We start from the raw sequence: 14,069 nt of genomic DNA, 5'->3' as shown, positions 1-14,069 counted from the left end.
TGGCCCTAGCCGTCGGTGTCGCCGGGGACCGCGGTAGGGGCGGCATCGGGAGGTTCCGGCGGGAGGCGCCGCGCCGGCCTGTCGTCTCCGGCCGGCTCTCCGGTGCGCCCCGGTGGATCACCGGGCCGGCTGCCCGGGGTCCTGCGCGCGGCGGCCCGTGCCATGGCGGTCGCCAGCGCTGTGAGGGCCGTCGTGCGGTCACCGCCGCAGACAGGAACCGCGGCGGTCGGCGCGGCCGGGAGCGAATGCGGTGGCTGGGGAGCGGATGTCTCGCGGTGCACCCGCCACACGAAGAACCCCCACACGGTCAGGGACAGTGCCCCGAACGCCCCGAACAGAACAGCGGTGGCCAGCAGCGAGTCCGGGACGGTTTTGCCGGCCGCCTCGTCGGGGTGCATGAGCAGCAGGTAGACGAAGACCAGGGTTGCAGGGAGATAAACGGCCGCCCAGGAGGTCCGTCGCCACGACCACAGTCGGTAGCCGTCGAGGAAGCGCATGGGCAGCAGGCCGAACACTACCGTCTGGATCCCCACCAGAAAGATTGCCAGCAGGGACTTCTCCAGGAGCAGGGCTCCGAACGAGTTGCTGCCGGCGTCGTCCACCAGGGCTGCGACCGAGTTCCACATCAGGTAGGCAAGCACGCTCGTGCCCAGTACGCACACCGCCGCCAGCAGGGTGGCACGCCCCTCGTAGGCCCTGATGCGGTTCGCGCCGGTTGCGGGGGCGTCGCCGACGGCGGCCCCGCGCTGGGACACGGCGACGAACCCCCCGACCAGGCCGTAGAAGTAGCCCGGATCGAACTGGGCCAGGTAGGAGGTCAGCGAGCAGACCGCGACCACGATCAGCGCGAAAGGGGCGACGTCGAACCGGCCCTCGACCCCCGACCAGCGGTGGTCGGCGACCTCGGCCGCGCAGGAGTACACGAGTGTCGTGACCAGGACCGCGACCACCAGGCCCAGGAAGTCCAGCAAGGGGGTGCCCTCGGGGGGCGGTTCCCAACCGAGCAGCACCGGGAATCCCGCCGAGATGAGGCAGAACGTCAGGAAAGCCGCCCCGCTGGACAGTGAGAAACGTGCCTTGACCCGGCCCGGCCGCCCCGGCCTGCGCACGAGCCGGCCCAGGCGCTGCCACCAGGAACCGATCCGCCCGCGGTTGCCTTCCAATGACTTGTTGAAGACATCGGAAGGGAACCCGATCAGCAGCCACGCGGCTCCGCCCGCCGCAGCGGCCACGGCAACGGCGATCGCGATCGTGTGCGGATCGGTGGACAGTTCGTCGAGCCGGGGAACACCGTCGGCACCTGTCCCGGGCAGGGGAGCCGGCTCCACCGCTGCGGCGAAACCGTTGACGACCGGCACGACGACCCAGGCGGGATAAGGGGCGTCGCGGATCAGGCTCAGCAGGTGCAGGCCGGGCTCGGCGTCGTCGGGCATCGCGATCCGCACATCTCCCGGCGACCCCGTGATCTCGACGGGTTCCCCGTCGATCTCGGCACTCACCTCGTCCAGGGTCGGCGCGCTCTCCCCGGTCATCATGTTGTCCTGGGTCCACAGCCGCAGCAGGACCTGCCCGTCGGAGACCACCGGATCGAATTCCTCGGCGGAGAAGAAGACCCCGATGGGCGGAAAGTCCGTGGCCAGAACGGAATAGGAGACCTCGGCGGCAATCTCCCAGGCGCCCTCTGGGGCCAGGCACTCCACGACCGCTGTGACCTCGCCGAAAAAGTCGGTACTGCTGAAGGTGACGACCAGGTCGGTGGCACTGGCGTAGAAGACGTCGGCCGGGACCGGCACCGATGGCCGGCCGGCCGGGTCCTGCTGGGTGATGCTCAGCCGCACGCCGCGGCTGCCCGCACTGCTCGGCCCCTGAACACCCCGGGGAAGCGCGCATGCCTCGGCGTCGCGCAGCGCGATCGAGTAGGGATCGCCGGAATGGCCGAAGAACTCGTGAAAGGTCGCCCCCCGGGCGTCGGGGAGAGGCAGGGACGGTCGCAGGGAAGCCTCGACACCGCTCTGATCGTCGAGGATGCCTCCGGCGGATGTCCGCGCCCCACCCTGACCGGTGCGGGGTTCCTCGGCTCCGTGCTCCGCCGGTGCGGCCCACGCCGTCGCCCCGCCGGCGCTCAGCAGGAGGAGAACGAGGAGGGTCCCGATACCGGTCAGCAACCGGGACGCGGCATCGCGTGTCCTCGAAACAACGTGTGCCGTCCGCGGGGCACTCCATCCCGCGGACGGCGTCGATAAGCACTGCCGGACCGCACCACGGTCGGATGCGCTTTCGGATCCGTCGTCGGTGGATCGGCTGCTGTTCAGCGCATGGGCCATGGGGGCTCCCCGTCCTGCCTAATCCTCGCTCTGGTTTTATTATGCGCTGGAGGTGTCGGAGTTCTGTGAAGAATTGTTTTTATTCTTTACCAGGGAGAAAGAAGAAACATGAAACGGTCATTCGTCGAACACGGGCTCACATGACCGGCTCGGTTAGTCCGTCCAGTGTCCGTACTCGATCGCCTGGGCCAGGGATATCACACGTCCGCCCATCTCCACCTCGATCTTCTCCAGGGCCTCCCACAGGACAAGATCGTGTTTGTCGGGGGTGATCCCCTCCTCGAGCATGCTGTCGCGGTGCTGGTGCACCGCTAGCGCGAGATTGCACAGCCCCAGCCGATGGCGATCGTGATTGCGGGCCTGGTGGGTCTCGTGGTTGTTTCTCTTAGCCGTTTTCAGTCGCTGCATCCGGGCTTCGACCAGGCGTTTGAATCCGTTGCGCCGGCGTTTTCGCGATTCGTAGTCGCTTCGGGCCCCGAAGAACCGGCTCCGCGCCTCGGGGCCCTCGGCCAGGCACTCGGCCTTGAGGCGGTCGAGTTCGACGCGTTCGGTGTTGGCGTGCAGTGCGATGGTCTGCAGGAGATCCACCAGTACCGCGCGGGTCCGCGGGTAGAGCTTGATTCCGCTGAGCAGTTCCCACAGTTCCTCGTGCTCGTCACCGAGATTTCCCGAGACGATGGCCTTGAACTCCTGGTGGTTCATCGCTTCAAGTTCGGCGAGGCTGAAAACAGGGGCCGGGGTCATTGCGGTGAACACCTTTCAATCGCTAAGCTCCAGCGATCTTAACGACGCGCCATCACAAGTAAGGCGACAAGCCCCTGGGTGACCGATCTTGGCCACTCCTTTTTTCGCGTTTGTCAGAAACCCCGAGAAAAAGTCACCCATTTTCATCGAGTTTTCCACTGCCGGGCCCGGGGAGACTTCTGGGGTCTTTGTGTTCTCTTGGGGTGGGAGTGCGTTTCTTGGCGCGTTTGGCAGCCGTTTGAAGAACGCCCACCGCGACCGTGCCGGACAGGCCGCGAAAATCAGCTCCCGGTGGCGGCTCTGGCCAGTGTGCGAACTCTGTCCTGTAGCCAGTCCAGGTGGTGTTCGCTTTCGGGCTTCATGAGCACGCTGCGCAGAACCCGTGCGCTGTCGGCGTCGGCGCCCACCCCCGGGTGCCGCTCCAGCATGTCCGAACGGCCGGCGGTGAGCGTCGACAGGAAGACCGGGTCCTCCTCGGCCATGCCGGCCTTCAGCACAGCTGCGCTGGCCGCGTCGATCCCCGCCATAGTTGGGTGCTCCACAGTAGGGAAATAGGTCACGATGTCCAATTGCGGACGTTGGTAGAGGGTCAGCTCTGGTGCGGCGGAGACGCGTTCGGCCCAGCCGCGCGCCGCTCGGAGGTTGGCCGACAGCACCGCGCCCAGGCCCTGCGGGGTCAAGGGGAACAGTTGTTGCGTCAGCCATAGCGCCGCCGCTGCCGCCCCCGCCCGCGAGCACTCCAGACTGATCTCGCCGAGGTGGAGTTCGTCGGAGGTGAAGTAGGTATAGGGCGAGTCGTGCCGGTAGAACCGTCCGACCGAGGGGTCGCGAAACAGTACCGCCCCGCACCCGTACGGCTGCAGGCCGTGCTTGTGCGGGTCCACGACGACAGAGTCGCACTCGGCGATCGCGTGCCAGGGCTCCGGCGCCAGTCCCTCGGCCCCGGCCCCCGCGAGCAGGGTGTAGAACCCCCCGTAGGCCGCGTCCACATGGACGCGGACCCCGTGCTCCCGGGCTGTCGCCACGGCCTCGTCCACGGGGTCGATCGCGCCCAGCCCGGTTGTTCCCGCAGTCACCACGACGGTACCGATCTCGCCGGTGGCCAGCGCCGCGTTCAGCGCGGCCGGGTCCATACGACCGAACCGGTCGGTGGCCACCGACCGGGTTGCCACACCCAACAGGTGGCACATCCGGGCGTGCGTGTAGTGGCTCTCCGCACTGAAGGCGACGGCTTTGCCCGGATGGATCTCCCGCGCCACGAACAGCGCTTCCAGGTTGGCGATGGTGCCGCCCGAGGTGAGGTGGCCCAGATGGGTGTCGAACCCGAACATTCCTGCCAGCTCCGCGACCGCCTCCCGTTCCATCTCAGCGGTGGGCGGCCCGCCGTCGAGCGCATGGTTGTTCGGGTTGATCAACATGGCCGCGAGGTAGCCGACGACGGCCACCGGGTGCGGGGGCTTGAGCATCTGGCCCGCGTAGCGCGGATGGAAGAAGGGATAGTTCCCGGTGAGCCGGTCGGTCAGCTCCGCCAGGCGGTCACCCAGGACATCGAGATCCACGTCGAGAGAAGGATGCTGGTTGTATCGGCCCCACTCGGCCTGCCAGTCGGCAACCGCGTCGATCGCCCGACTCGTCCAGTGGCCCATCTCCACGACGACTCCTTTAAGCGTTCGCGCCGGTTCGGTCCGAAACGCGCTGCGAGGGGGCGCAAGGCCGTGCCCTGTCAACCACCCGCGACAGCCTACTCGGCTCCATCGGGCCGCGCGGGAAACCTCCGGAGTCTTGCGGTTGATGAGTCGGCGCGCGGCCCCCGGGAGGGCTCCGTCAGCGACCCGACGGGTCGGGCCCGGTGGCCCTGGACAGCAGCGAAAGGCGTCGCTCGGCGAAGACAGCCAGTACCTCCACCGAGCGCGCACCCTCCTGCTCGGGCCGGTCGCCGCGCATCCGAAGACTCGTCGGCAGGGCGTCACCACCGAACCGCGCACAGACGCGACTGTGCGCGCGGTGCAGGTCGGTTACCGACGCGGTGAAACGCCGGTAGACGTCCGCGCCCCCGGGGATTTCGGCCGCCACGGCGTGCAGGCCGCCGAACTGTCGGATCAGATACCGGTGGTCGCGTCCCTGAAGGCCGCTGAACCCGGGAGCGGTGAACGGGGGTTCCATGCTGGGCCGCACCACCTCGGCGTATCCTGCTGCCGAAAAGTCCCCGGCATAGTGCATGGAGGCCGCTGACGCCCTGTTCAGGACGATCGCCAGTTCCAATGCGTCGCGCATCCCGGTTCCGTCGCCCCGTGCGCTGCGCAGGCAGGAGAGCGCGACGGTCAACGCCTGGACGAGCACGAAGAACAGGCGGTGGCCGACGTGCCACCGCCGCAGCACGGCTGGACCGTCCGGGGCAACGGGTGGGGGTGGGGGCGGGCCGGTGGGCACTGTCGTGACCGGCGCGGTGCGGGCTGCGAAGCCGACGACAGCGGTCGAACCGTCGAGCAGGGCCCGCCACCGTTGCGCGCGCAGCCTGCTCCCGCACGCCTCGACGTCGTCGAGCAGATCACAGTAGGCCGTGAACAGTCCGACCAGGAACACCCGTCCGGGATCCCCGCCGACGCGTTCGACGCCGAAGTGCACGTCGTACGCGGCGGCCTCGCGTTCCCGGCGCCCCGTCGCTTTCGTCGGTGCGGCGTTGACCGCAGAGCCCAGCCGGGCACGCGTGGCCCGGCGCTCCTGCGCGGTCATTCCGATGGGGCACAGATCGGTCACGGTGCGCAGTGCTCCACTCATCTCCGCGCGGTGCCGCGGCAGCCGTTCGGGCAAGGGCAACTGCAACGGGGGGTTCTGCTGGGCCACGGGAGTCGGTTCCTTATCAGTTGACGGGTGGGCGTCGAGGTCGAGAGGCCCGCGAGCGTGCCGAGAAGCGGTCCGGCCGTTCTTGCCGAACGTTCCCGGGAAGGACGGTGCTCGTAGCGCGGCCCCGGAAAGCCGTTCGGCAACGGTGCGCTGACGAACGGCGAACGGTCGTACCACCAGATTTCGTCGATCGCGCGGCGAAGAACGGACGTTCCCCGCCCGTGGTCGGTTTCCTGGAGGGGGAGGCAGGCAATCGACCCTCGCTTCTTGCCGCCACGTAGCACCCGGTGGCCGGCTGTCGGCCCGCGGTGGAGCCGGGCGCCCGCTAGGTCGTAGGGAGGACGAGGAGCACGGGGAGAAAAGGCCGCACCGATGGACGACTGCTTCCGTGACCAGCCCGACCACCGAATATTTTACCTAGAGTAATCAAATGGGTGCACTGTGAATTGGTGAAATCGTGGCCGAGGGTGTTTCCGGGCCTGCTCGTCCGCTTGTGGCCAGGACCACCGAGCGAGGTCAACTTTTGGCGAGAGTTGACCGGAAGTCGAGTTGTTTTCCCTGGTCAGAGGGCTAGCGTTTCGAGTGTGCGGCCGGATGCCCGTCGTCCGGGCGCGCGCCCGGATCGAGTAGGCCGGCGACAATGCTGTTGAACCGCGTGAGGAGCGAGGACCATGACGATGACGCACGAAGTGCATCGCGGGCACGAGCATCGCCACGGGGAGGGATGCGGGCACGTGGCCGTGCCACACGGCGACCACACCGACTACATCCACGACGGGCATCTGCACCGCGTCCACGAGGACCACACCGACGAGTGCGAGAACACCACCGAGCATCGCTCCCACGCGGCCCACGAGCATCGCCACGGGGAGGGATGCGGGCACGTGGCCGTGCCACACGGCGACCACACCGACTACATCCACGACGGACACCGCCACGCGGTCCACAACGACCACTGGGACGAGCACTAGACCCCGCGAGCCCGCAGATGTGCGCCTGCCGCCTCGGCGGGCAGGCACCCTGTCACCGGGCGCACTGGGCGCACTGGGCCGACGACCCGCAGGGCCGTTGTGGCCCGGTGCCCGCTACGAACGGTCCGCACGGATGCCGGCACACAGCGGGTGACACGGATCGCGGGTGTCCTCCGCGCCCTTCGTCCTCGGTGAGGGGACGGGGGCGGCACGCCCTCGGCGTGCCGCCCCCGGGAAGCCGGCCGGGTCAGCGGGGCACCGGACTTCCCGCCGGGAGCAGGTCCCGGGCCGCCGACGTCCCCAACCCCGTGGGTTGCCAGGAGAAGTCCGACACCACGCCGTCCTCGCGGTTGTGCTGGAGTCCGGCCTCGGTGTAGCGCCCGACCTTCCGGTGCCACTCCAGGATTCCCGACATCCATTCCTTGAGGTCGTCGGCGTGCCGGATGATCAGCGCGCGTCCCGCCTCGTCGAGGTCGAACTGCTCGAACAGGCTCGGCAGGTCGTTGGCGAGGATGTGCTCGAACTCGCGCATCCGCGCGGTCATCAGGTCAGCCACGACGTCGCGTGCCGTCATCCGGTCCACGCCGAGGAAGTTCTCCACCACCACGACGATGTTGTGGATCTCGCCCTCGTACTCGACCTCCTTCTGGTAGGAGAAGAGGTCGTTGGTGAAGCAGGCATAGTCCTGCGCCGCGGTGTCCAATTCGTGCAGAACCCGGGTCTGGTAGATCTCCGGTGGCACGTCGTCGGAGTGGGCCAGCCGGGCCAGGCTCATCGTCATGTCCGAGCCGAACGTCTTGCGGCGCATCTCGATGTAGTCCACCGGGTCGGGGACGCGGTTCAGCGCCTGGTTCTCCAGTTCCCACACCCAGCTGGAGGTCATGTCCTCGACGGCCGTGCGGAACTGCTGCCGGGAGGAGTCGGTCATCGGCCCCGCCGTACGCCGCCACAGGTCCGCGAGGCCCCGCTCGACCGGGTTGGTGGGCTCGGGCGTCTGGCCCGCGTCCAGGGGCATGAAGGCCGAAAGCCGTTGATTGCACAGCTTCGCAGCGGCCACGTTGCGCGCTGCACCGAACACCAGGGGGAAGTAGTCGTCGCCGTAGGTGCCCCACGCCAACCAGTCCGATGACAGGTTGAGCTGGTCGATTCCCGCATCGGCGTGGATCATCCCCGCGCAGTAGGCGAAGTCGAAGTCGAGGAAGCGCCGCTCGTCCCACACTCCGCTCTTCTCCACTCCCGGAAGGGAGTCGAACATGCCCATCTCCCGGGCCCAGCCGACCGCGTAGGCGCGGGACGCGTCGATGTGCGGGCTCTTGCGGATCGGATAGGGCATGTAGAAGTCGGGAAGCGGCAGGTGCCCCACCGGTGGGAACGGCGGCGGTGCCTGCTGCCTGGACCTGTGCCGCAGGCCGATCCCCAAGGCCGCGGGGGAGAACGCGATCCTGCTAGCCGACGTACCCAGGCCGGTCGGTCCGCCGAGCGGCCCCCCGATCGACCCGCCGGGACTGGTGATCGCCCGCTCGTTCATGTACCGACTGGACCGGGCGTGCCACTCGTGCCCACCGGACTGCCAGTCCTGGAGCCCCTTGACGTAGGCGGCCACCCCGAACTGGTCGTGCGGGAGCACCGAGTACTCGGCGAAGAGAGCCGGAAGTTCTCCCAGAGCGGTGTTCTCGAACTGTACGAGCCGAGAGGTCAGCAGGTCGTTGACCAGTTCTGCGGCCTCCTGGGTGGAGCAGTCGAAGAACCGCTCGAAGACCAGGACCGCGTTGGAGTTCTCGCCTTCCTCCTCGACCTCGCGCTGGTAGGAGAACAGGTCGTTGCGCAGGTGCACCGCGTCGGAGAAGGTGTCGGACAGGACGCCCATCGGCCGGGTGCCGGCGATGGGGGCGGGGACCTCGGCGCCGACGGCGACCTCGACCAGGTTGGCCGACCACGGTGCCCCGCCGACCCTGCGCCGCATCTGCACGTACTCGATCGGGTTGGCGATCCGCTCCCGGTTGATGTTGTCCAGTTCCCACATGGACTCCACCATCAGATTGTGCGTACTGGTGATGAAGCGTCGCCGCCAGTCGTTCGACATCAGCGGGACAGTGCGCCGCCACAGGTCGTCCAGTCCTGCCTCGGCCGGATTCGCCGGCTCGGGGGACTCCTGGCCCTCCTCGGTCATGAACAGTTCGAGACGGTCGAGGTAGGCGCGGGCACCGGTCAGGTCCCGGGAGTACTTGAACTTCTCCAGGAAGTCGTCGTCGAAGAAGAACACCCAGACGTACCAGTCGGTGATCAGGTCCAACATGGTGCCGTCGCAGTCGGGGTGGGTGTAGGCGCACAGCAGCGCGTAGTCCATCGCCGCCAGCGCGGCCTCGTCCCAGACGACGCCGCCGCCGGGAGTGGGCGCGTCGAGCATGCCCATCTGCCGGGCCCACTCCATGCTGTGCGTACGGGAACGCTCCAGGTTCGGGTTGATCGTGGCCGGGTGCGGCAGATAGAAGTCGGGAAGTGTGAAGGCTTCCATGGGCGTGCCCACTCTCATCAGCAGACCGAAAACGGTTGTACTCTCCGGAATTTATCGGTCGGTGCGAGGGACACGAGGCGGTTTTTTGAAATTCCGGACCGATGGGGTCGTGCTGCGGAGTCCGTCACGGGATGATCGGCAATAGCGGTCGGCAGGAAAACGGCGCAGGGAGCAGGAAATTCCAGAGGCAGCGGCCGGGATTTCCCGATGTGCGACAGGGGAGTAATGAGAGTCGCTCGCTCGGCATCGTCGGCCCTGGTCGCCGTAGGGTTGTGCAGTGAAGTCGCATGGTTCTTCTTGGCTGGACGCGGTTCGATTGTCCCCCTTTCGGTCGGGCCGATTGTCGGGGCGGCCGCGTTGGCAGGGCGCGGCAGTCGTCGATGATTCGCCTTATTTCTCGTCCTTGTAACTTTTGTCGTAATTGGCAGTGGTAATCGATTTTTGTCGCGGAACATCCGCAATGAGAAATCGTCGGTTCGGGCAGGAGGCGGTGCTCCGCCCGGTGTTGCGTTCGGGCGCCGGGCAAGCGCGTCCCAAACGCAGGGGAGGCTGCCCAAGGTGTCGGGATCGCAGTGCGGCGTGGTGGCGGCGGCGTGAAGTGGCGCACGCCCGGAATCGGCGTATCGCACGGGATCGGTGTGCCCCGCGCCGGCCGGCAGCGGCCGCCCTCGGTGCTGGTTCGCGTCCCTCTCCGCGAGTGGAATCGCTGTGACCTGCTAATTTCCTCTCGAATTGTTGGTCGTGGGACTTCGGGGGCAGGCGCCCCACTGTGCCGAAGGGGCCGTGCCCGGCTTCGGGGCGGAGTATTCCCCGGCCGTCGTCTCGTCCCCCGGCCGACCTGAGGGCAGTCGATTCGCACCCCCCGGTGTGTACAAGCACGCATTTCGTCCGCTATTGATGGACTGTTTGCCCACGCGGGAGCAGGTCGGGGGGTTCGGCCACACCGCTGGAAGTCCTCGGCACGTGCCGTGTTCGACCGCCTTGACGCAGCGGGCACGCAACGCTCACGGGCAGTACCGCGCCCTGGCACCGATTCCCCTCGACCGCCTTTCGCCCCCACGAGACGTTTGGACCGCCGTGATGAACACCGCACGCACCCGCGACCACGCACTGGCCGCACTGCACGGCCTCGCCATCGGCGACGCCCTGGGAATGCCCACCCAACTGCTGTCGCGCTCCGACATCGCCAACCGTTTCGGTGTGATCGAAGGGTTCGAGGACGGCCCCGCCGACCACCCCATCGCGCCTGGACTGCGCGCCGGGACCATCACCGACGACACCGAGCAGGCGCTGCTGGTGGCGCGCCTGCTCCTCGAAGGCGACGGGCATATCGACCCCGACCGTTTCGCCACCGAGCTCACCCTGTGGGAGAAGGAGATGGCGGCCAAGGGCTCCGCCGACCTCCTCGGCCCCTCGACCAAGAGCGCCATCAGCGCCATCGCCGAGGGCAAGTCCCCCCAGGAGACCGGTCGCACCGGAACCACCAACGGGGCGGCCATGCGCATCGCCCCGGTGGGTGTGGCCACCCCGCACGAGCCCCTCGACCTCCTGCTCGACCGAGTGGTCGAGGCCGGTCTGGTCACCCACAACACGGGCCTGGGCATCGCCTCCGCCGCGGCCGTCGCGGCCGCGGTGAGCGCGGGGATCGCCGGTGCCACCCCGCAGGAGGCGCTGGACGCCGGCCAGCACGCGGCCAAGGTGGGTGCGACGCGCGGGCACTGGATCGCCGGCGGTGACATGGCGGCCCGCATCGGTTGGGCCCGCACCCACGTCATCGGTCGGGGCGAAGCCGAGGTGCTCGACTTCACCTACGACGTGGTGGGCACCAGTGTGGCCTCCCAGGAGTCCGTCGTCGCGGTCTTCGCACTCGCCCAGCACTGCGTCAACGACCCGTGGAAGGCGGTCCGCCTGGCGGCGGCCCTCGGCGGCGACACCGACACCGTGGCCGCGATCCTCGGTGCGATTCTGGGGGCCTGCCACGGAACGGCCGCCTTCCCCGCCGAGGCGGCGGCGACCGTGCGCGACGTCAACGGCATCGACTTCGAGTCGCTGACCGACGAACTACTGGCCCTGCGCGCACGCTGACCCCTCGCCCCGCCGCGACGGGGTGCTCCGGCCGGAGCACCCCGTTGACCAGCCCACTTCCGGCGACCGTCGATCCGGTCGCCGGACGAACCCAAGGAGAGCCGCCCCGTGAGCCGCCTCATCCACTGCGGGTCGGTGGTCGCCGACCTCGTCATGACCGTCCCGGCCCTTCCCCCCGCGGGCGGTGACGTGCTCGCCACGTCCACGAGTACCTCACCGGGCGGAGGATTCAACGTCATCGCTGCCGCCGCCCGAAGCGGGATGGAGGTCCTCTACGCCGGTGCGCACGGAACGGGCCGCAACGGTGACATGGCGAGGCACGCGCTGGCCGAAGAGGGGGTGGAGGTGGTCCACCCGCCGCTTCCCGACCTGGACACCGGTTTCTGCGTGGCCCTCGTCAACTCCGACGCCGAACGCACCTTCATCAGCAGCCTCGGCGCCGAAGGGCACCTGGCCTACGCGCAGCTGGCGCAGGCGCCCGTGGAAGCGGGCGACTTCGTCTACGTGGCCGGGTACTCGCTCATGTCCGGTCCACGGGTCGGGGACCTGGTCCGCTGGATCGAGGAACTTCCCGACTCGGTACGACTGGTCTTCGACCCGGCGCCGGTGGTGGCCGAGATCGACCCCGCGATCCTGGCACGCGTGTTCGCCCGGGTCAACGTTCTCAGCCTGAACGCGCGGGAGGCCGAACTGGTCACCGGTCTGTCGCGTCCGGAGGAGGCCGCAGCGGACCTGGTGCGCCGGGGGCGGCAGGGGAGCCTGGTCGTGCTGCGCGACTCCGCGCGCGGGTGCCTCCTGGCCGAATCCGGCGGCGATCCGGTTCGCGTTGCGGGCTTCGCCGTGGCGGCGGTCAACACCAATGGCGCCGGCGATGCGCACACCGGGGCGTTCGTCGCGGCGCTCGCCGCAGGACGGAGCCCGCACCAGGCGGCCCGCTGGGCCAACGCGGCGGCGGCTATCGCCGTCACGCGGCTCGGCCCCGCGACGGCTCCCCGCTCCGCCGAACTGCGTGCGTTCCTGACGGATCAGACCGGCTGAGCGGAGTGGGCCCGACATAGAACGGGCCGGCCGCCCGGCCCGGGCGGGAAGGGGGTGCGCCCCCGATCCCACTCAGGCGGACGGCCGGCCCGGCCGGCGTGCGTCGGATCAGCCGCTGTTGCGCTCGGCCTGGAAAATCTGCCAGTCCTTCTGGATCGCGGAGAGGTACTCGTCAACCGTGATCTTCTCGGCGAGCAGCTCCTGCGTCTTGACGCCCATCGTGTCGTACATGGTGTCGGTGGCGTAGTCCCAGTAGCCCACGAGCGCGTCGTCGCCTAGAACGGTCTGGGTGGCGGTGATGGTGTCCTCGGAGAGCGGGTCGAGGTCAACGTTGCCCGGGTCGGACAGCGGGATGCGGCCGACCGAGGTCAGGTCCGCGGCGTGCTGCTCGTCCATCAGCATGCCCAGGAACGCCGCCGCGGGCAGGACGTTCGTGCTCTCGGCGTTGAGGTGCCAGGACAGCCCGGCCGAGCCCTGGGAGTTGTGCGCGCCGCTGTCGCCCTTGGGGGCGGGGATGAAGCCGATGTCGGCGGTGGCGCCCTCGACGAGGGGGGCGGCGTTCCAGTCGCCGGCGATGTAGAAGACCGCGTCACCCTCGCCGAAGCGGTTGGTGGCGTCCTCCTCGCTCATGCCGTTGTAGCCCTCCTGGAAGTAGCCTTCTTCCTCCCACTCCAGGAGCGTGTCGGCGGCCTTCAGGTTGGCCTCGCTGACGAAGTCCGCGCCTTCCAGACCGTTGATCCACTCGGTCATGGCCAGGGTCTCGCTCTCGGCGCCGGCGATGATGCCCAGCGCGTGGAAACCCGGGTACTGGGACTGGTTGCCCATGATGAGCGGCTGTTCGTCGGCGGCCTTGGCGGTCTCCAACGCTGCCTCGAACTCGGTGAACGTCTCCGGGGCCTCCAGGCCGAGCTCCTGGAGCTTGGTCCGGTTGTAGAAGACGCCGACGTTCTGGGTCACCGGGCTGATTCCGTACAGGCTGCCCGAACCGAAGGTGCGGCCGTCACTGGACCAGCGCAGCGGGCCCAGCAGCGAGGGGCTGTAGTCCTCGGTCCAGCCGTAGGCGTCGGCGATGTCGTCGAGGGGGCGCACCAGGCCGCCTTCGACCAGGACGCCGTCAACGGAGTAGCCCTGGTTGCCGTGGACGAGGTCGGGCGGGTTCTGGCCGCCGGACTGCAGCGTCGCCACGACGGTGCCGATCTGGTCGTCGAACGACTTGAACTGCGCGTCAACCGTTACGTTGGGGTACTCCGCCTCGAAGCGCGGGATGAGTTTGCCCATGGCGGACTCGTCGTTGGAGTCGAGCATCAGACGCAGCGTGACGTCACCGAGCTCGGCGATCTGCTCGGGGGTCACCGGCTCGGTGACCTCGTTCTCGTCGGAGAGCGTGGCGGGCCCACCGGCCTCGTCGCCTCCGGGGGTGCACGCGGTGACCACGAGAGAGGCGGCTACGAGCACCCCGACTCCAGCACGACCGAATCGTCTGTTTCGCGCGCTAAAGAGCGGATTCAGAGCCGTATCTGCAGTATTTTCCGTCATTCTCTACTTTTC

Annotated in this window: 9 protein-coding genes; 3 read left to right on the top strand and 6 right to left on the bottom strand. The window is 68.5% G+C overall.

The window, feature by feature from the left end:
- Positions 1-5: 5 nt before the first annotated feature.
- The 4 genes from AC0VYP_RS14905 to AC0VYP_RS14890 all read right to left on the bottom strand — a co-directional run bounded on the left by AC0VYP_RS14905 (position 6) and on the right by AC0VYP_RS14890 (position 5,912).
- Entirely contained in the window at positions 6-2,165 is a 2,160-nt protein-coding gene (locus AC0VYP_RS14905) for an FGLLP motif-containing membrane protein (protein WP_475470275.1), read from the bottom strand.
- Between the two features lie 312 nt (positions 2,166-2,477).
- Positions 2,478-3,068 (bottom strand): hypothetical protein, encoded by a 591-nt coding sequence (locus tag AC0VYP_RS14900; RefSeq protein ID WP_285756618.1) that lies wholly within the window; start codon positions 3,066-3,068, stop codon positions 2,478-2,480.
- Between the two features lie 281 nt (positions 3,069-3,349).
- Positions 3,350-4,714, bottom strand: a complete 1,365-nt coding sequence (locus tag AC0VYP_RS14895; RefSeq protein WP_285757821.1) for a pyridoxal phosphate-dependent decarboxylase family protein — start codon at positions 4,712-4,714, stop codon at positions 3,350-3,352.
- 178 nt (positions 4,715-4,892) lie between these two features.
- Positions 4,893-5,912, bottom strand: coding sequence for a hypothetical protein (locus AC0VYP_RS14890; protein WP_475470273.1), 1,020 nt, complete (start codon positions 5,910-5,912; stop codon positions 4,893-4,895).
- A gap of 671 nt (positions 5,913-6,583) precedes the next feature.
- On the opposite strand from AC0VYP_RS14890, the gene AC0VYP_RS14885 reads away from it, so the two are divergent.
- Positions 6,584-6,883, top strand: a complete 300-nt coding sequence (locus tag AC0VYP_RS14885) for a hypothetical protein (RefSeq protein ID WP_285756616.1) — start codon at positions 6,584-6,586, stop codon at positions 6,881-6,883.
- Between the two features lie 247 nt (positions 6,884-7,130).
- Here AC0VYP_RS14885 and AC0VYP_RS14880 read toward each other — a convergent pair whose 3' ends face one another.
- A complete protein-coding gene (locus AC0VYP_RS14880) occupies positions 7,131-9,398 on the bottom strand; it encodes a terpene synthase family protein (protein WP_475470270.1) in 2,268 nt (755 codons plus the stop codon).
- 1,080 nt (positions 9,399-10,478) lie between these two features.
- On the opposite strand from AC0VYP_RS14880, the gene AC0VYP_RS14875 reads away from it, so the two are divergent.
- Both AC0VYP_RS14875 and AC0VYP_RS14870 read left to right on the top strand, forming a co-directional pair.
- Entirely contained in the window at positions 10,479-11,483 is a 1,005-nt protein-coding gene (locus AC0VYP_RS14875) for an ADP-ribosylglycohydrolase family protein (protein ID WP_475470268.1), read from the top strand.
- 108 nt (positions 11,484-11,591) lie between these two features.
- Entirely contained in the window at positions 11,592-12,521 is a 930-nt protein-coding gene (locus AC0VYP_RS14870; RefSeq protein ID WP_475470266.1) for a PfkB family carbohydrate kinase, read from the top strand.
- A 108-nt stretch (positions 12,522-12,629) separates the two neighbouring features.
- Here AC0VYP_RS14870 and AC0VYP_RS14865 read toward each other — a convergent pair whose 3' ends face one another.
- On the bottom strand, positions 12,630-13,976 hold the full coding sequence (locus AC0VYP_RS14865; protein WP_475470265.1) for an ABC transporter substrate-binding protein: 1,347 nt from the start codon (positions 13,974-13,976) through the stop codon (positions 12,630-12,632).
- Positions 13,977-14,069 lie beyond the last annotated feature (93 nt).

It is taken from the genome of Nocardiopsis sp. iso_186 (assembly GCF_056173365.1).
This window is presented reverse-complemented; position numbering and strand designations above follow the sequence as displayed.